General features: G+C 66.6%; 16 protein-coding genes, 1 tRNA gene and 2 pseudogenes. 11 read left to right on the top strand and 8 right to left on the bottom strand.

From position 1 onward, the window contains the following. Positions 1–18: 18 nt before the first annotated feature. Together V6D49_RS17005 and V6D49_RS17000 are read right to left on the bottom strand one after the other, a co-directional pair. Positions 19–1515 (bottom strand): MFS transporter, encoded by a 1497-nt coding sequence (locus V6D49_RS17005; protein ID WP_340560752.1) that lies wholly within the window; start codon positions 1513–1515, stop codon positions 19–21. 63 nt (positions 1516–1578) lie between these two features. Continuing rightward, positions 1579–2187 carry a TetR/AcrR family transcriptional regulator gene (locus tag V6D49_RS17000; RefSeq protein WP_340560750.1) on the bottom strand — a complete coding sequence of 203 codons (609 nt, stop codon included), beginning with the start codon at positions 2185–2187 and terminating at the stop codon, positions 1579–1581. A 154-nt stretch (positions 2188–2341) separates the two neighbouring features. On the opposite strand from V6D49_RS17000, the gene V6D49_RS16995 reads away from it, so the two are divergent. The 4 genes from V6D49_RS16995 (at position 2342) to V6D49_RS16980 (ending at position 5445) form a co-directional block, all read left to right on the top strand. Further along, positions 2342–2414 (top strand) — tRNA-Arg (locus tag V6D49_RS16995). Between the two features lie 85 nt (positions 2415–2499). Continuing rightward, positions 2500–3288, top strand: a complete 789-nt coding sequence (locus tag V6D49_RS16990) for a hypothetical protein (RefSeq protein WP_340560748.1) — start codon at positions 2500–2502, stop codon at positions 3286–3288. 191 nt (positions 3289–3479) lie between these two features. Beyond that, positions 3480–4289: a hypothetical protein gene (locus V6D49_RS16985; RefSeq protein ID WP_340560747.1), complete on the top strand. Its 810-nt coding sequence runs from the start codon at positions 3480–3482 to the stop codon at positions 4287–4289. Next, complete coding sequence (locus V6D49_RS16980; protein WP_340560745.1) at positions 4276–5445, top strand: helix-turn-helix domain-containing protein; 1170 nt, start codon at positions 4276–4278, stop codon at positions 5443–5445. Before V6D49_RS16985 ends, V6D49_RS16980 begins: the two co-directional genes overlap by 14 nt. A gap of 4 nt (positions 5446–5449) precedes the next feature. On the opposite strand, the gene V6D49_RS16975 is transcribed toward V6D49_RS16980, so the two are convergent. The 3 genes and pseudogenes from V6D49_RS16975 to V6D49_RS16965 form a co-directional block, all read right to left on the bottom strand. Beyond that, complete coding sequence (locus tag V6D49_RS16975; RefSeq protein WP_340560743.1) at positions 5450–6265, bottom strand: WbqC family protein; 816 nt, start codon at positions 6263–6265, stop codon at positions 5450–5452. Beyond that, on the bottom strand, positions 6207–6896 hold the full coding sequence (locus V6D49_RS16970; RefSeq protein WP_340560742.1) for a YdcF family protein: 690 nt from the start codon (positions 6894–6896) through the stop codon (positions 6207–6209). The genes V6D49_RS16975 and V6D49_RS16970 overlap by 59 nt, the downstream gene beginning before the upstream one ends. Further along, positions 6893–7216 (bottom strand): annotated as a pseudogene (locus tag V6D49_RS16965) (hypothetical protein); the annotation flags it as partial. The gene V6D49_RS16970 and the pseudogene V6D49_RS16965, both read right to left, overlap by 4 nt. A 13-nt stretch (positions 7217–7229) precedes the next feature. Here V6D49_RS16965 and V6D49_RS16960 point away from each other — a divergent pair. From V6D49_RS16960 to V6D49_RS16940, 5 genes are all read left to right on the top strand, one after another. Next, positions 7230–7448 (top strand): DUF7848 domain-containing protein, encoded by a 219-nt coding sequence (locus tag V6D49_RS16960; protein WP_340560738.1) that lies wholly within the window; start codon positions 7230–7232, stop codon positions 7446–7448. A gap of 295 nt (positions 7449–7743) precedes the next feature. Further along, on the top strand, positions 7744–7890 hold the full coding sequence (locus V6D49_RS16955; protein WP_340560737.1) for a hypothetical protein: 147 nt from the start codon (positions 7744–7746) through the stop codon (positions 7888–7890). A gap of 16 nt (positions 7891–7906) precedes the next feature. Continuing rightward, the gene (locus tag V6D49_RS16950) at positions 7907–9100 is read left to right on the top strand and encodes a cupin domain-containing protein (RefSeq protein WP_340560735.1); all 1194 of its coding nucleotides are present in this window, start codon (positions 7907–7909) and stop codon (positions 9098–9100) included. Next, a complete protein-coding gene (locus V6D49_RS16945) occupies positions 9097–10005 on the top strand; it encodes an aldo/keto reductase (RefSeq protein ID WP_340560733.1) in 909 nt (302 codons plus the stop codon). Before V6D49_RS16950 ends, V6D49_RS16945 begins: the two co-directional genes overlap by 4 nt. Next, positions 9986–10810: a phosphotransferase gene (locus tag V6D49_RS16940; protein ID WP_340560731.1), complete on the top strand. Its 825-nt coding sequence runs from the start codon at positions 9986–9988 to the stop codon at positions 10808–10810. Before V6D49_RS16945 ends, V6D49_RS16940 begins: the two co-directional genes overlap by 20 nt. A gap of 594 nt (positions 10811–11404) precedes the next feature. On the opposite strand, the gene V6D49_RS16935 is transcribed toward V6D49_RS16940, so the two are convergent. After that, entirely contained in the window at positions 11405–13276 is a 1872-nt protein-coding gene (locus V6D49_RS16935) for an ATP-dependent nuclease (RefSeq protein WP_340560730.1), read from the bottom strand. Positions 13277–13790: 514 nt separating this feature from the next. Between V6D49_RS16935 and V6D49_RS16930 the strand changes: the two genes are divergently transcribed. Beyond that, entirely contained in the window at positions 13791–14315 is a 525-nt protein-coding gene (locus tag V6D49_RS16930) for a GNAT family N-acetyltransferase (protein ID WP_340560729.1), read from the top strand. 192 nt (positions 14316–14507) lie between these two features. After that, entirely contained in the window at positions 14508–16781 is a 2274-nt protein-coding gene (locus tag V6D49_RS16925; RefSeq protein WP_340560727.1) for an nSTAND3 domain-containing NTPase, read from the top strand. Positions 16782–16916: 135 nt separating this feature from the next. Here the strand turns inward: V6D49_RS16925 and V6D49_RS16920 are convergent. After that, positions 16917–17228, bottom strand: a pseudogene (locus V6D49_RS16920) (transposase family protein); the annotation flags it as partial. A 34-nt stretch (positions 17229–17262) separates the two neighbouring features. Beyond that, positions 17263–17472 carry an integrase core domain-containing protein gene (locus tag V6D49_RS16915; protein WP_445330538.1) on the bottom strand — a complete coding sequence of 70 codons (210 nt, stop codon included), beginning with the start codon at positions 17470–17472 and terminating at the stop codon, positions 17263–17265. Positions 17473–17555 lie beyond the last annotated feature (83 nt).

Genomic DNA, 17555 nt, shown 5'->3' with positions numbered 1-17555 from the left:
CTCCGTGAAGGGGCCGCGTCAAGGCGCCAGCACCGGCACGGGCTCCGCCTCCCCGGCGTCCTTCGGGCTGCCCGTCACCGGACCGCCCCGCTGGCCCTTGGCGTTGACCAGCGTGAAGGCGAGGGTCGCGGCCAGCACCAGGATGCCGAACGCCCACCAGATCGCCGTCGTGTATCCGTGCACGACGGCCAGCAGCCGCACGTCCCCCACAACCGGCGCCGAGGGCACGTACGACGCGGCGGCGCTCGCCGCGATGGTGTTGAGCAGCGCCGTACCGATGGCCCCGCCGACCTGCTGCGAGGTGTTCACCATCGCCGAGGCGACCCCGGAGTCCTGCGGCCGCACGTTGTACGTGGCCAGCGACATCGCCGGCATGAACGCCGACCCCATGCCGAGGCCCAGCAGCAACTGCGCGGGCAGGATCAGGGTGAGGTAGGAGCTGTCCGTCTCCAGCTGCGTCAGCATCAGCATCCCGAGCGAGCCGACCAGGAAGCCCGGCCCCATCAACAGCCGCGGCCGGACCCGGGTCATCAGCCGGGCGCCGATCTGCGTCGAACCGGTCACCATGCCGATGATCATGGGCAGGAAGGCGAAGCCGGTCTTCATCGGGTCGTACCCCTTCACCAACTGCAGGTAGTAGGTGAGGAAGAGGAACAGTCCGAACATCGCGATGATCGCGAGCCCGAGCGAGAGGTACACCCCGCCACGGTTGCGGTCCGCGACGACGCGCAGCGGCAGCAGCGGCGCCCGGGTACGGGACTCCGTCAGGACGAACGCGGCCAGCAGCACGACGGACGCCACGAACGTCCACACCGTGCCCGCGTCCGACCAGCCGTGCACCTCGGCGCGCGTGAAGCCGTACACCAGGGCCACGAGGCCGAGCGTCGAGAGCAGCACACCGGGAATATCCAGCGTCGAACGGTTCCGCGCGCCGGCCGGTTCCCGGATGACCAGGACGGCCCCGACCGCCGCGACGACGGCGAACGGGATGTTGACGTAGAACGTCCAGCGCCAGTCGAGGTACTCCGTCAGGACGCCGCCGAGGATCAGGCCGATGGCACCGCCACCGCCCGCGATGGCACCGTAGATGCCGAACGCCTTGGCCCGCTCCTTGGCGTCGGTGAACATCACCGCGAGCAGCGACAGCGCGGCCGGGGCCAGCAGCGCCCCGAACACGCCCTGCAGCGCCCGCGCGCCGAAGAGCATGCCCTGGTTGACGGCCATGCCGCCCAGCGCGGAGGCCAGGGCGAAGCCGATCAGGCCGGTCACGAACGTCCGCTGACGTCCCCACAGGTCGGCGACCCGGCCGCCGAAGAGCAGCAGACCACCGAAGGCCAGCGCGTACGCGGTGATGACCCACTGCTTGTTGGCCTCGGAGATGCCCAGATCCTCCTGGGCCGAGGGCAGGGCGATGTTGACGATGGTGGCGTCCAGGACGACCATCAGCTGGGCTATGGCGATGAAGGCCAGGGCCTTCCACCGCTTGGGATCAGGTTGCGTCGGTGTTTCGGACACCACGGATTCCCCCCTTGGAGAGCACGAACGAAAGAACTGAGGAGACCGAAGGGGCCTTCGGTCTCAGACGGGTCGGCGCAACGCCTCCAACGTCGCCGGAGTCCCCGGAAGCCGGGACGGCGCCGGGGCGCGGAGGCCGTCGAGGAACAGCCGGACGTGCCGGGCCATGAACTGTTCGAGCTGATCGCACCCCGTCCCCGGCAGCGGACGGCTCAACTGGCTGAGTGCCATCAGCAGATCGCCGACGGCCACGTCCGGCCGCACGGCACCGGCCCGTTGCGCCCGGTCCAGCAGCCTCGCCACCAGGGCGTCCAGCCGGTCCCGGGCCGCCAGCAGTTCCGGATGCGCGCGGTCGAAGGCGTGCGAGATCATCGGACACAGCGCCCCGATCCGCTCCTCCACCGCACCGAAGACGAACCGGCACAGGGCGTCGAACGGGTCACCGTCGTCCGCCAGCGCCTCCCGGGCCCGCCCGGCGACGCTGTCGGTCACGTGCGCCACGACCCCGCGCACCAGCGCGTCCCGATCCGCGAAGTGCCGGTACAGCGTGGCGTTACCCACGCCGGCCCGGCGCGCCACCTCGTCGAGCGGCACCTCGGCACCCCACTCGACGAACAGCTCCCGAGCCGCGCCTACGATCCGCTCCCGGTTCCGCGCCGCGTCCGCCCGCACTCCGGCCTCCTCTTCCCGTCACTGTCGACACAACCACAAACGGGGACCTGTTCCCCACTTATTTCTTTCACCGGCGTGACCCCCGTCACCCACCCCCGACCCTCCGCCCCGTCCACCCCTCCCCGGCCCGCTACACTGACCGCGTCACATCCCCGCCTCCGTAGCTCAGGGGATAGAGCACCGCTCTCCTAAAGCGGGTGTCGCAGGTTCGAATCCTGCCGGGGGCACAGAGCAACACCAGGTCAGAGGCCCTTCCGTCCAGCGAACCGGAGGGCCTCCGAGCTCGCAGCACACATATGGCACACACGCCGTGTGCGCAGAGGGTGGGGAGCTGTCACGAGATGCCCGCGAAGGACGAGCTATCTCCGGCTCCGCCCTCGCCCCGACCTGTCTTACCCCAAAATCGCGGAACGCCTCACCATCATCGGCCCCCAAAACACCCAGGAGCTGGGCTATCGGACCAGCCCCTGGCAGCAGGCCGCCGCCGCGGCCGACCGCATCCCCCACCACCTCGACCACAGCGACGACGCAGTCGCCCAGGCCCACCTCGCCGCCTTCGGCGAAGCCCTCGACACTCTGCCACTGCTCGCGCCCCCACGGCCTATGCCCCCGGTTGCGGCAGCCGCCGAAACCTTCGAACGCGCCACCCGCATCCGCATCCGCATCCGCATCCGCATCCGCACCCAAGGCTGGCACGCCCGCGCCCTGCACCGCGCCATCCGAGAGCCACGCACTGCACCAGTGACCGGCGACGGAACCGGGCTGGCCCTGTTCCTCGACACCGCCTTGGTCGTTATCATCGCCGCCGCCCACTGGCACACCAGGCGCCACCACGCCCAGCAGACCGAAGCCGCCCACCAGACCCTCACCAATCTCCAGGTCGCCTACCAGCAAGCCGCCGTACCACTGGCCGCCCTCACCCAGCCCCGACCGAACCAGAAGGTCGTGAACCGGTACGACCTGGCGCATCCAGCGCATCGGCGTCCGGCAGGCGTCCAACGCACGGACCGTACCCCTGCTTCGACCGGGCAGACGCCACCCACGTCGGCAAAGTCGCCTCCGACCCAGCAGTCCGCACCAGGCGGCCAACGGCACCGTTGACCCACAGTCGGCTACAGGGCCGTACCCCCACACGCTTCCTCGATCGGCGGACGCGTGGACTCTGGAACGGGCTGCACTCGTAACGCATCGCGCACGACACAGAAGCGCTTGTGTAATAATTCGTACATCAACTAAAGTCTGCCGCCCAGTGAAGTGCCCCAATGCGAAGTCCGACCGGAGGAGTCGTCCGCATGAGTGTGCCTCTCTCCCCTTGGGCGACCGAGGTGTTCGGCAAGCAAGCTCCAGTAGTCCGCGTGAGCATCGGGCAGGCTCTGCGGAACATGCAGGCCAACGCGCAGGCTGCGCAGGAGCAGACCGACTCGCGGACCAACCACACTTACGGCTCGGCCCGCTGGCAGGGCCAGTTCGAGCGGGTGCGGGAAGAGTTGAAGGATCTGGCGGGAGCCGTTCCCGTTAGACCGTTCGGGTTCCCCTTCGAGCTCATGCTCGTCGGGCGTGGTCTGATCTATCCGTTCCTCTACTCGAAGACCCGGTCGGACGTACGCACAGCCCGCATCCCGCGCGAGTCCCGGTTGGTGCATGAGCTGTTCACCTTCGCTGCCGAGCCGGCTCATGTGCAGGACGCGTTTGACTTCGACGGCTTCGGCGAGACCGGTCAGGCAGTGGAGCCGCGAGGTGGTCTCGCGACTGTGCCTCCTGACACGCGGCTGGTTCTGGTCCCCTTCTCCTGCAATGCCTCCGAGCTACTGGACGCCTACTGGGGCTTGGCCGCACTGGGTACGGACCGGCGCTTGGTGTGGGAGACGGTCCCCGAACCTCTCGCCCTGCCCGACACCGTCACCTTCCACGGGCAGCCTCTCAGGAGTGTCCCCAAGCAGCCGACATCGCCCGAGCTGGAACTGACCAGCTTCGGCGACGGGGCAGAGCCGACCCTTACGCTGTCGTCGCGTGCGAATGTTGATCAGCAGCGCGACGTTCCGCCGCTGACCGAAGCAGAGCCGGCCGACGACCAGACCAGCGAAGACGATGCGAACCATTAAGCAAGACCTCATCCCAGGCTTGGAGGAGCGGGGCACAACGCCCCGCGCCATCTCCGACGGTTTCGATCCGGCCCGGCTGACGCAGGCACGTCGGTTGGCCGAGATGACGAAGAAGGACGTCGCGCATGCCCTCGGGGTGACTCCTGCGGCGGTGGGCCAGTACGAGACGGGCGTATCTCGCCCTCGCCCTGACCTCGTCCCTCGCCTTGCCGAAGTGCTCGGCGTACCGGCCACTTTCTTCCTCGTCGGCCGCCCATCGAATCGGCTCGACTCCTCCATGGCCCACTTCCGCAGCCTGCGCAGCACGCCGAAGTCCCAGAGGGAACGGGCTCTGGCCTTCGCCGAGCAGGTGTGGGAGCTCACCTACGCCCTCGAACGGCGAATCCAGCTCCCCCTCGTAGACCTGCCCGGCTTTGCCGGTGGTGAGATCCATCCTGGAGCAGAGCTGCCCACGGACCCGGCTGCAGCAGCACGCGAGCTGCGGCGGCGCTGGGGCGTAGGAGACGGCCCCGTCACCCATCTGGTCCGACGCATGGAGTCCCACGGCATCGTTGTCGTGATGCCCCCTGCATCCGATCCTTCGGCCGCGACGGTCGACGCGTTCTCCACGCGTGCGGCACGGCCACTTGTGGTTCTTACCGCCAACCGCGCTGACGACGTCTATCGCCACCGCTTCACGGCCGCCCATGAACTGGGACACCTCGTACTCCACGGCGAAGCCACCGGTGACAGCCGTCAGGAGAAGGAGGCCGACGCCTTCGCCGCCGAGTTCCTCACTCCGCAAGGCAGCATCCTCCCTCTCCTGCCCAAACGAATGGACCTCGCTCGTCTGGCCGAGCTCCGCCAGGTCTGGGGCGTCTCCATCCACTCACTCGTCTACCGGTGCCGTGAACTCGGGCTTATCTCCGACGCCACAACCAGCCGTACCTATCAACGACTCCGAGCCCTGGAGGGCCAACCAGGTTTCATTCCGGAGTCGGTTTCGAACTACTCTGGTGAGCAGCCGTCCCTGCTCCGCCAAGCCTTCGATTTGGCCTGCAAGGAAGCCGGTCTGTCGGTGGCCGCGCTGGCTCATGAACTGGCCTGGACGACCAAGCGGGTCCGCGAACTACTCGAAGTCCAGGAACAGCGTCCCGTTCTACGCCTCGTGCAGTAGCGGCTCAGTATCGCCCTGGCTTGAAGAAGCGTGCTTCTCGTCGGGAAGCCAGTCGGTTCGCCAACGCCCCAGGGCCGATCTTGCTCAGGGCCCAGAGGCTGCTGACCCGACGGCTCCACTGCCAGAGTGGGACATCCGTACCTACAGGGGTACAGAAGGGCAGCACCGGGATGTCATGGGCTTCGAAGGGGCCTGTGTCGAGGTAACGCAGGCCGCCGGTACCGCACAGATAGTGGGTACTGCCCGTGGCCGCGGCGAGGTCGGCGAGGCGCTCGGACCGACCCTGGCGGGCGGGGATCTCGCGGCTGTCCAGCACTTCCCCCGTCCAGCCGAGAGCCGCGAGCAGGGCGGTCGTCGACGCTCTCGCGATACCTGCCAAGTGGTCTGTGGTGTCGAGTGCATCCAGGACCGCGCCCAGGACCTCGCGCACGGCATCCCAATGATGACTGCGACCGTAGTACTGGCGCACGAGCAGCTCGACCGTCCGGCGTGAGCGGCGCTGATCAACGAGCCGGGCCTCGTTGATCAGCGTCGGGCGGCCGTGAGGAAGGTGCGTCGGGAGTGTGAGCCACTGCTGCAGACCGGGGTCGTCCAGGGCGGCGAGGCGGGCTCGGTGCTGGTAGTCGCGCCGAGCGAACTGCACGTCGTCGAGGACGATCCAGCGGTCGGCGGCGAAGAGCTTCGCCAATGTGGACAGCCGCGGGAACAGATTCGGTTGGTGGATCGCGCACGCTCCGCCCGGCGGGCCGACGCGGGGCAGCTCAGGTGCTGATGAGACGGCTGTCGAAGCCAGCGCGCAGGAGGCGCCCGTAAGCGTCATGCACATCCCCTGGTACGTCCTGCTCGACGGCGAAACCAAGCTTCGGGTACTCGATCACCCGTTGCAGGTCGCCGACGAGCATGTCGACGACGAGCTTCTCGTCGCCGATGGACTTGATGTAGTCATCCAGTTCCAGCGGCTCCGAGGCGCACACGACGTCCACCTCGGGCCATAGCTTGCGGCAGGTCGCGTACGAGCGGCGCTCCATGTACGGCTTGGAGATCAGCATCAGCGACTCGACCTCCACCCCGGCCTCGGCCAGCAGCTCGTGGGAGAAGGTGACGTTCTGGCCGGTGTTGGACGCCTTCGGCTCGACCAGGATGGCCCCGTCGGGCACGCTCAGGCTCAGAGCATGTTCGCGGTAGTGGACGGCCTCGCCGCGCGGGAAGCGGTCGCGGGTGGTGGGGCTGTTGCCCCCGCTGAACACCACGACCGGGAAAAGGCCGGCGCGGTACAGATCGGCTGCCGTAGTGGCCACACCCAGGTCGTGGCTGCCCAGGCCGATTGCCGCCGAGCAGGGCCGCTGCTCGTGGCCCATCTGGTGGTAGTTCCAGATCAGCGTCGCGTCGTGGAACTGCTCGTCGGTGATCTGACGCTGCTCGTGCTCCGGCACTGGCACTCCCTGGTTCATCCCTGCTGGTCCTTTCGGATGCCCTCGATGCTGCGCAGCTGGTGGCTCAACCCGTACTGCCGGGCCACCTGTGCCGCCTGGTCGAGGACGGACAGTCCATCATTCCGGGTCGCCGCATCCGACAGAAGGATGTGCCCGTAGGCGGTGTCCAACCGGACCCGCTGCATCGGGGAGTCGACGGTGCCAGTGGTGCGTGCGATGTCGATGTAGTGCAGGGCCTGCTTCAGATCGCCGGCGCCACGATGGGCCAAGGCCAGCTTCTGGTGAGCGACCGACCAGTCCTCCGGCTCGCCCAGATCCTCGAAAGCACGGGTGGCAGCCGTCCGAGCGGTCATGTGCCACAAGGAGTGGACCCTTCAGCCCGACCGGGAGCCCGACGCCGAGCCCACCACCTACGCGATGCAGTACGCAGTCTGCGGTGAGAACTCGCCAACGAGCGTCGACTCCGCGAAACCGCAGAACCGGATGCTCGTGCACGGTGGCCGCAATCCTTCGCATCACAGCCACCGGGAGATCATCACCCGGCTCTGGCGGGCGTGGTGGAAGCCATGATGAGCCGCGCCGTGGCCCGACTGGCGCGCTACACGGGCCCACTGCTGATCGTGCTGATCTCCGCTTCGTGCGGCTTCGTAGTCGGCATCGCGGTCTCCGCCGCCCCGGCCGGCCCCTGAGTTCCCGTCCCTGCCGGACGTACCGATCGAGATGTTCCCTACTTCGAGAAGTCCCGGCAGGGGCGGGCCGCAAGACCCCGCTTCGGACGGTCCAGCCACTACGCCGCTTGGACAGGCCGAGCGGCGTCCGAGGTGGGTCAGCAATGCCACTTCATCCATCGGCTCTAGGAGGAGCAATGCCTCACACCCCTGCCACCACGCCGACGGCCGGTCCGGCCCAGGCCGGACTGGTCAAGGCACGTCGCCGGATCCAGGCCGCCCGCGAGCGCGGCGTCACCCCGTCCGACGGCGGCAGCACCGGCCGCTCCGACGGCAACGACTGATTCGGAAGGAGACGCGTTGTCGCCGCTGAACCTGGCGGCGCACCTGGGCCAGGACGAGTTCCTGGCCCAGGTGCTCCACCGCCACCACCGTTACGTCCCCACCGCCGTTCCCGACCCAAGCCGACTGGTCACGTGGGGCGACGTCAACACCATCCTCGCCACCCATCGCCTGGATCCGCCCCGTCTCCGCCTGTCCGCGGACGGCGAGATGCTGCCCGCCTACCGCTACACCACCCCGGTCACCACCCGTCGGCACACCGTCTGGCAGCGCCTGCACCCCGCCGAGCTGCACGCCCTTCTCGCCGAGGGCGCCTCCCTCGTCATCGACGCCGTCGACGAACTCCACCCGCCCGTCAGCCGTGCCGCGATGGAGCTGGAGCAGTGGCTGCGCACCGGCGTGCAGGTCAACCTGTACGCGTCGTGGACCGCCCGCGAGGGCTTCGGCGTGCACTGGGACGACCACGACGTCGTTGTCATCCAGATCGACGGCGCCAAGCGCTGGAAGCTGTACGGGCCGACCCGCACAGCTCCCATGCACAAGGACACCGACGAACCTGAGCCTCCGCCGGAGGAGCCGGTCGCGGAACTGGTACTGCGCCCCGGGGACGTGCTGTACCTCCCGCGCGGCTGGTGGCACTCGGTGGCCGCCTCAGAGGGCGAGCGCTCCCTTCATCTCACCTTCGGCCTCCAGACCACCACCGGCGCACAGCTGCTGTCCTGGCTCGCCGACGACCTGCGCCGCCACGACGTCCTGCGTGAAGACCTGCCTGTACACGCGTCGGCTGCGCAGCGGGCCGCCTACCTGGATGGGTTGCGCAGAGAAGTCGTATCCGCCCTGGAAGCTCCAGACCTCATCGACCGGTACACGGCAATGCTCGATGGAACCGACCTCACTCGTCTGCGGCCGAGCCTGCCCCACATCGCCGGTATCCCCGCAGATCCGGCGGTACGCGTAGGGCTGACCACCACACGAGCCCGCTTGGAGCCCGTGGCCACCGGGAGCAGAGTGGTGTTCCGAGCCTGCGACAACGAGTGGGAGATGGCCGAGGAAGCCCTGCCGCTACTCCAGCGCCTGATGTCCGTCGCACCCCGCACCATGCCTCTCGGTGAGCTGGCTGCAGCGGCTCGCATCTCGATCGCTGAGGTGGCGGCCGTCGTCTCCGAGCTGATGAGCGGCCAAGCGATCGCAGTGGAGGGGAACGAACGATGACGACGGCAGCCCTGGGGCTGGGCACCTATCGCCTCCGCCCCTCCGCGCTCAACGACGCTGTTGGCCGCGCGGCCACCGACCCCGGCACCGCGTGGCTTGACACCGCACCCAACTACCTCGGTGGGCAGGCGCAGCCGCTGCTCGCCCCCGTTCTCACCCAGCATTCCGTTCAGGTCTCCACCAAGGTCGGATTCCTGACCGGCCAATCCGCCAAGGATGCTGTTTCAGACGGAGTCATCACCAGCGTTGACGCGGAGCACGGGCACTGCCTGAGCAGCCCGTACGTCCACTGGCAATGCGCCCGCAACCGCACCGAACTCGGCCGCGGCCGCCTGGACCTCGTCTTCGCCCACAACCCCGAGCGCACCGTCGGCGACCCTTACGAAGCCCTCCGCGGCACCTTTGCCGCCCTCGAAGCAGAAGCGGCCGCCGGCACCCTCACCTCATACGGCGTCGCCACTTGGGACGGCTTCGACACCGGCGCCCTGAGCATCACTGCCCTGCACCGGCTGGCCACCGAAGCCGCCGGCACGGAACAGCACCACCTACGGGCCATCCAGCTGCCCGTATCCCTCGTCACCGCCACCGCCTTCGCCCAGGCCCTGAACGGCGATGGCCCCATCGCTCAGGCGGCCGGCCTCGGATGGCAGGTGTACGCCTCGGCACCCCTTTTCGGCGGCGAACTGCCACACCTGGCCACCCGCGAACTCACCGCGCTGCTGAACCCGGACCTCACCACCGTCCAGGCATGCCTGCTGGCGGCGGCGTCCTGCCCCGGGGTGACGCGGACTCTGCTCTCCGCCTCCACCCCGGCACACTGGGCCGAAGCCCAAGCCGCCCTGCGGAACCCGGCCCTCCCTGTCCCTACACTGCGAAAGGTGCTGGATGTACTCGCCGCCGGCTGACCCTACGGACCAGCAGCGCATGCGCCGGGTCTTCGCGCAGTCTGCTGAGACGCTGGATGTCACAGTCACCGGCCCCGAGGTCTGGGGCTGGCACGGCCGCACCCTCAGCAGCCGCGTCGAGCACCCGGACCGGGGCGCCTGCTGGCTGCGTCTGCTCTCCACGCCACAGGACAGAGCCGCAGGAAAGATCTGGGAGGGCAATCGCCAGGCCGCCGCACTCTTCGACGGGCACGTTCATAAGCCCCTGCTCCACGACACCACGGAGTCCAGCAGCGACGGCTACGCCTACCAGGCCGAGCTACACCAGTACGTCGCCGAGCCTATCTGCTCCCACAGCCCCGTCCTGCACACGGACCCAGACCTGCCGACCGCCTGGTGGCACTCCCTCCGTACCGACCTCGACTACGTGAGCGTCGCCCCCACAGACCGCGTGGCCGTACGACAGGAGTGGGTGGACCGCAGCGTCCCGCGCTTCCTCGGCATGCCTGCCCCGAAGATCACGGACTGGGCGACGGCGCACGGAGACCTGCACACGGCCAACCTCACGAGCACCACCCCCTATCTGCTCGACTGGGAGGGCTTCGGCCTGGCACCGGTAGGCCACGACGCTGCCATGCTGCTGGCGTACTCCCTGCTCGTTCCCCGCTTCGCCCAGCGCGTCCGTGACGCCTTCCCCGTACTCAAGACGGAACTCGGACGCATCGCCCAGATCATCGTCGTGACCGAGCTACTGCAGTCGGCCTCACGCGGAGACCATCCCGAACTCGTCCCAGCGCTGCGCTCCCGGGCTGCTGAACTGGTTTGACTGGTTCCTGAGCAGCCAATAGCGCTACCCAAACCGGTTCCGGACGAGGTGAGGAAGCACCACAGTCAGCTCGGCGCTTCCTTGCCTCAAGCTGGAAATCGGCTCCGAATCAACGATTTAGACGCCCACCGTTCTTCACCCATTCGGACGGCGGCGAGCGGCCGTATCCGAACAGCCGGTCATCGACAGTGCACGAAGGTCAGTAGACGCGCAGTGCGATGCGGCTGTGCCCGACAAACCGTGTCGATGCGGCGGAGGTGACAGGACCGGCCCCAGCGGCCCACCCATTCCACCCGTTTTAGCATGAGATAAACCACCCTCCAGACAGGGGTGATGTCAGTGCCATAGGGAAGACTCTGCAGCGGGGAGGGAGACTCATGACTGACCAGCGAAGTGACTCTGACCAGCACATTCCTACTCCGGGTGGTTGCCGATGGTGTGGACTTGAGGCGCGGGAGCATGCGCAGCGCTGGAAGCCTCCGGTGGGGTGGCATAGGTGGGAACCACCGACGTTGGAGCAACGCAAGGACCGCATGCTCGCACGGCGGCGACACCGCAGCGGTACCAATGAGACCGGGTCAGCGCTGCGCACTTTCATCCTGCGGCCAGCTTTCTGATCTCACCGAAGACCTCACGCAGTTGTGCGGGCACCTGATCAGGGCTGGTGAGCGTGCTCACCAGCCCGAACATCATGTCGGGCTTGCCGCTGGGCCCGCTCGTGCTGCGGCTGCGGAGCATGTTCAACACTTCCTTGCTGAACTTCTTGCCGCGCTGAGCAGTGAAGTCGTCCGTGGTCCACAGCTCACCCTTCGGCCAAAGTTCATTGGCGGCCTCGGCCCACAGGTCGTCCGGAAACAGTTCCTCCAACTCGTTGAAGGAGTCCGGCTCACCCACGAAACGGACCACGTCGTCGACAGCGCTGCCGAAGAACTGTTGGAGACGGGCTTCCTTGAAGAGACCCTTGGGCAAGGTCCGGCTGTCGGCATCCACCATGAGCATCACAGAGCGGCCGTGCTCGACCAGATAGTGGGCAAGGTGCAGCGCCCCCTCGTTGTTGAAGCACGCCCACAGGGCAACGCCAGCCGACTGCAGAGACTGGTCCTCGGACAGCCGGAACAGCATGGGGATCACCCGCTGTTCGGTGTCGCCCTCAACAGCCAGGAAGCAACGCTCGTGTAGCAGAACGGAGTTGCGGAGGCCCACCGCTGCGGCGATGCGACCCAGGTGGATATCGATATCGTCGTGGGTGTCAGCCCCCAGTCGCTCGATCAGCGTCCGGCCGTGCTCCAGCCGCAGATGGACGACATCGGCGATGTCGACACCATCGATCAGGTTCATGGAATGGGTGGCGACGATGACATTCACATGGGGCAGTGCGCACTGGTCACGGATGAGCTGCATAATCTTGCGCTGGTGTCCGTAGTCGAGATGCGTGTCCGGCTCGTCGTAGATCACGATCGTCTGTACCGGCGGCGGGGTGTCCTCGGCGGCCTCAGGATCCGCTGGAGAGTCGACGTCGGCGAACTCCTCACGCGTGAGCAGCCGACTGTTCCACTCCCAGATCGCCAAGGAGATACGGCGTGCGCTGCCCAGGCCGGAACGCTCCAGGCCCACGGTCTCGCCCTTCGTACGGGCGATCCGCAGCGGCGCTCCCCGGAAACCGTGAGTGAACGAGACCACGGGCTCGACGTCTACCTCGGTGAGGTCGTCGCAACGGCTCTGAATGTGTTCGCACAGAGACCGAGCGTCACCCTGAAGGCGTTCCCTGATTCCGGCCTCGATCGACTGCAGTTGCCCCTCAAGCGTGGGATCCGCCATATGTACCTGGTAACGGCCCATCAGCGCGGTTTTCACAGCAGCGTCGGGATCGGCGGACTTCCCGTCGAACGGCATCAGCCGGGGCATGCGGCGCACCATCCCCTTCGGAGCAGGAACCCAGCCCGACGCCGATGCGTGAGCCATGCCGTACTTGCACAGGGCTGGCTCGATGTCGCCGCGCTTAATGGACGACAGCTCAGGAAGTAACTGCTTGGCGAGGGCTCTCACCTCGTTGAGGGACAGCTTAGAAGGGTCACGCAGCCGCTCGTCGTCCGCGAGCGGCGCCCAGCACTCAAGGACGGGTTCCTCGCCGTTGACGGCACGCCGCCGTACGCGCAACTCCTCTACCGGGAAGCCGAACGTTTCCAACTCCCAGGGGTCGAGGGTGAACTGCCCATCCACCCATGTGGTCGAACACCGCAGGAGAGGCGCCGAGTCATCAACGTCCACGTCATCGGGAGAGTCGAGCTCGTAGGTACGATCGTCCTCAGTCAACTGCTCATTGCCCACGAGAAAAGCCAGCGCGGCAAGCACCGCGCTCTTACCACCGTCGTTCTGGCCGGCAAGGATGGTCGGTGTGCTGACTGGAATATCGCGGACATCCTTGAGGGATCGGAATCCGCACACGGTGAAGCTGTGCAGGTGCACCGTTCTCAGCCGCTCCGTTCCCTAGCGTCTCGGGGCAGAGGCAAGCCACCAGCGGCGCCTCGCCACACACATTGACCTGGGCAACAACCACCCCAGGCGCATCATCTTATGCCTTGTGGGGGTGACCTGTTGGCACCGTGAACGGATCTGACCGATTCGGACCGATCCAGGCGCAACCTGTGCATCTCGCGCCCGTCCAAGCCGAACCACGGATTCCCTGGCGAGAACCTTCAGAGCTGGCCCGATGCCGCCCCCGAGCAACGCTCACGCAGCGAGCGGACCAGTGGGAGCAGGGAAAGCTGCCACTTCGCTCGACACCACAGCGCGGGTCCGGGAGCGGGGCCCTTGGCCCAAGGCCCGGTCTCCTCCACCGCCGCTACCCGAAATGCTCGCGTAGCGCACATGCTGCAGGAATTCGGGGCCGCGCTGCGCGCTACCGCGCCCGGCAGCACCACCGTCCAGACCTGGACCGAGCACACCGCCACATGGAGGGTGCCGCACGACCACGGCCCCCGTGATCGGACTGCGCACCTTCACCGGTCTCGACACCATCCGCGGCGATCCCCTCGACGTGTACGCCGACGTGCGCGTCCCGCTGCTCCACCTGCCGAACTACGCGATCACCGCGTTCGGCGAGCGCCTGGACCGGCACAGCACCGAGCCGGGGTTCACGGTCGTCCTCGCGTACGCGGACGGGCGTCCGGTCGGCTGCGCCTACGGAAACACTATCGAGCACGGTGACCGCTACTGGCAGCGCACGAGTCCCGCGCTGGCGGAGAAGTACACCGAGCGACCGGCCGTGGCCCTGAAGGAGATCGGCGTCCGGCCAGCCTGGAGGAAGACCGGTACTGCCCGGCGCATCCATGATGCTCTCCCCGCCACGCACGACGAGCCGTATGTCACGCTCATGGTCAACCCGGCCGCCGGTGGCGGAAAGGTCCACGCGCTCTACAGGTCGTGGGGGTACGAGGACATCGGGCAGAGCCAGCCGTCACCGGCCTCGCCGATCCTCACCGTGATGATCCGCGTCGTCCGCTGATCGGCGCTTACGACCCCGCCGTCTTCGAACGACACAGCTGCTCTGCCGTATCCAAAGCCCTGGCCAGCGCGAGCCGCACGCATGGCATCGCGACTCATGGAATGCTGATCCACGCTCCGTTCAGCGTGACTTCGGGGCCCGCAGCCCTGGCTAGTGGCCCGGCCCGCGGATGATCAGGCAGGGGGCGGGACCATGGAAACGTTCGACGTGGGCAGGCTGACGGACTTCGACTTCGAGGCCGTGTGCAAGGACCTCCTCGAGCTGGAATTCGGCGTTCGGCTGGAGATCTTCACCTCCGGGCCGGACGGAGGCGTGGATCTGCGGCATATGCAGGGAGACGATCCCGCTCTCATCGTGCAGTGCAAGCACTTCCACCGGTCCGGCCGAGCCAAGCTGCTGGCCCACATGCGGAAGGTCGAGGCCCCCAAGCTCGCCCATCTCAAGCCAGGGCGCTATGTCCTTGCCACATCGGTCGAGCTCAGCCGTGCCGCCAAGGACAAGCTCTACGACATGCTGCAGCCGTTCGTCAGGTCACCGGGCGACATCTACGGCAAAGATGACATCGATGCGCTTCTCCGCAAGCACGATCAGGTGGTCAGGCGGCATCTGCGACTCTGGCTCACGAGCGCTTCGGTACTCAACGCCCTCATGTCCAAGAGCATCGTCACGCGTTCCCACGCCCTCGCCGACGCAGTCAACGCCACACTGCGCACGTATGCCGACAACGGCAGCCTCGGGGAGGCGCTGCGACTCCTTGACAATCGGCACGTGTGCGTGGTCGCCGGGGCTCCGGGAGTAGGTAAGACCACGCTCAGCCATGTGCTGTGTGCTCACTACGCAAGTCACGGGTACGACATCATAGAGATCGCCGAAGACGCGGAGGAAGCAAATGCACTATGGGACCCTGGCGTCCCTCAACTTTTCTACTACGACGATTTTCTGGGACAGACCGCGATTGACGAAAAGCTGGGGAAGAACGAGGACGGCCGCCTCATATCTCTGATGCAGCGGGCGACGAACTCCCCCAACAAGAGGCTTTTACTCACCACGCGGGAGTACATTCTCGCGCAGGCCAGACAGAGGTACGAGCGCCTCGATAGGCACCGTTTCGATATCCAGACGTGCGTGCTCGATGTGGCCAATTACACGTACGGGGCGAGGGCATCAATCCTCTACAACCACGTCTCCGCCTCCAGCCTTCCGGCCCGCACGAAGTCAATATTCGCATCTCCAGATGCGTACGCACCCATTGTCCAGCACGAGAATTTCAATCCGCGCGTCATCGCCGCGACACTGTCCGAGGCTGTAGCATTCGGGGCCGCCGGGAAGCGCATCGCGACCGAAATGGTTGCGAACCTGAATGACCCCGGCCGCGTTTGGGGTCACATCGTCAACCACCAAATCGGCCCATCTGACACCCTCCTACTTAAAACGCAACTATCCTTCCTGTCCGGCATCCGGATGGATACCCTCGAAAGCGTCTGGGCTTCATCGGGGGGTGCACTCCGGGACCTGCACAATGCCTTGAAGGTACTGGACGGGACGATGCTCAGGAGCGTGCGTCACGGAGAAGTGGTGTTCGTGGAGTTCCATAACCCGTCGGTGCGTGACTACATGCGCGATTTCATCTCTTCCGATCACTCCGAGATGAAGGACTTCGTCGGTCGCATCCGGCTCTTCGAGCAGGTCGAGTCGCTATGGTCCATGCTGTCCTCCCGTAACGCGGAGCAGGTACTGAAAGCCTTGATGCGCTGCATGCCGGAGTTGGAACGGAGTGCGGAGCTTGCCTTCCGGTCGGAGACCGTCGTGGTAGAAGGTCACCACTCCGCGCATGACAACGCCCACCGGGCCCTGCTCTACCTGAAGCTGGGAACCGCTGTGACGTCCGAGCGCGTGCATGACATTGGTTGGCAGAGTATCAGCGAAGACAGCGCGATCAGCGAAGCATGGGATCAACAGACGGTTCAGGACATTCTCAGCTTTCTCGGCGATTCGAAGAGGCAGGATCTCAGAGAATTCCTCCCGCAAGCAGCCGACCAGGCAGCCGAATGGATAATGGAGTTCGATCTTTCGGATTGGCGATCCTTGAGCGACGCCCTGGATTTCGCCTCACTGCTGACGGATTTCGAAAAAGGCGAAGAGGCGTATGAGTATGTCGCAGGCCGCATGGACGATTACGTCGAATGGGCTCTGGAGAGCTGGATGGAGCACGGTGATGGGTCCAGATATGACCTGACCGAGATGGAGGCCATCTTCCGTCATTACGAATCCGGGGATGGGGACCTTTACCGGCTTGACGAGGAGATTTTCGCCAAGGTCCGCGCCCTCGTGGAGGCATCGGCATCGTCCCTCAGCGCCCCGAGGACCCCGAGACGCCCTGCGCCCGCCCGTTCGACCGGGCCGACGGTGGCCGAGAGGGAGGGCGTGGCCCGCATGATGGCCACGCTCACTTCCGACGGCACCTGAGGCCGCTCGGCGGCGGCCCCGTCTGCTCGGGGCTCGGGCGGCCGAGGCCGCCCTGCTCGTGGCGCTATCACGCAGTCAGACACGCACCACCGCTCAACGGCCCCTCATGTACAAGGCTGTGTCAGTGAACCTCTTTCATCCTGTGTAGTAGCAGGTCAGGAGGACGTGTACGGCTTGGACGGTGCGGCCGATGCGTCGGGTTGAGCAGCGGGCTCTGCGCAGTGCTCGCCAGGACTTCAGTCGGGCGAAGGCGCGTTCGCCGGGTGCGCGCAGCCGGGCGTGATCGCGGTTGAACCGTTGATAGTGCTCGGGTAGGTCGCGATGGCCGTAGTACGGGGTGCGGACGGTGGCGCCGGCGCCCTGGTAGGCGCGGTCGGCCAGCACGAGGATCTGCCTGGTGAGGCAGGCTTGGACGATGCCATGGGCGCGGGCCGCGGTCAGGTGAGCTGCCCCGAGTTTCGTAGAGTCCGGTGATCTTGTTTCAGGCGGACTGCGGGGTGGTTTCCTGTTGTCGCCACCACTCGCGTTCGTACTCGGCGGGCGGTACGTATTCGAGGGCGGAGTGGAGCCGTTCCTCGTTGTACCAGGTGACCAATTGGAAGGTCGCCCGCTCGACCTGGTCAACGTCCCGCCACGGTCCTTGCATCTCGATCAGCTCGGCCTTGAAGGTGCCATTCAGCGCCTCGGCCATCGCATTGTCGTAGCTGTCTGCGACCGACCCGACCGAGGCTGAAGCCCCGATCCCGGTCAGTGAGCGACTCTGTCGGGGATCTT

The sequence above is a fragment of the Streptomyces sp. GSL17-111 genome, assembly GCF_037911585.1.
GTDB lineage: Bacteria > Actinomycetota > Actinomycetes > Streptomycetales > Streptomycetaceae > Streptomyces.
The sequence above is the reverse complement of the archived record's forward strand: the minus strand, read 5'-3'. Positions and strand labels throughout refer to the sequence as shown.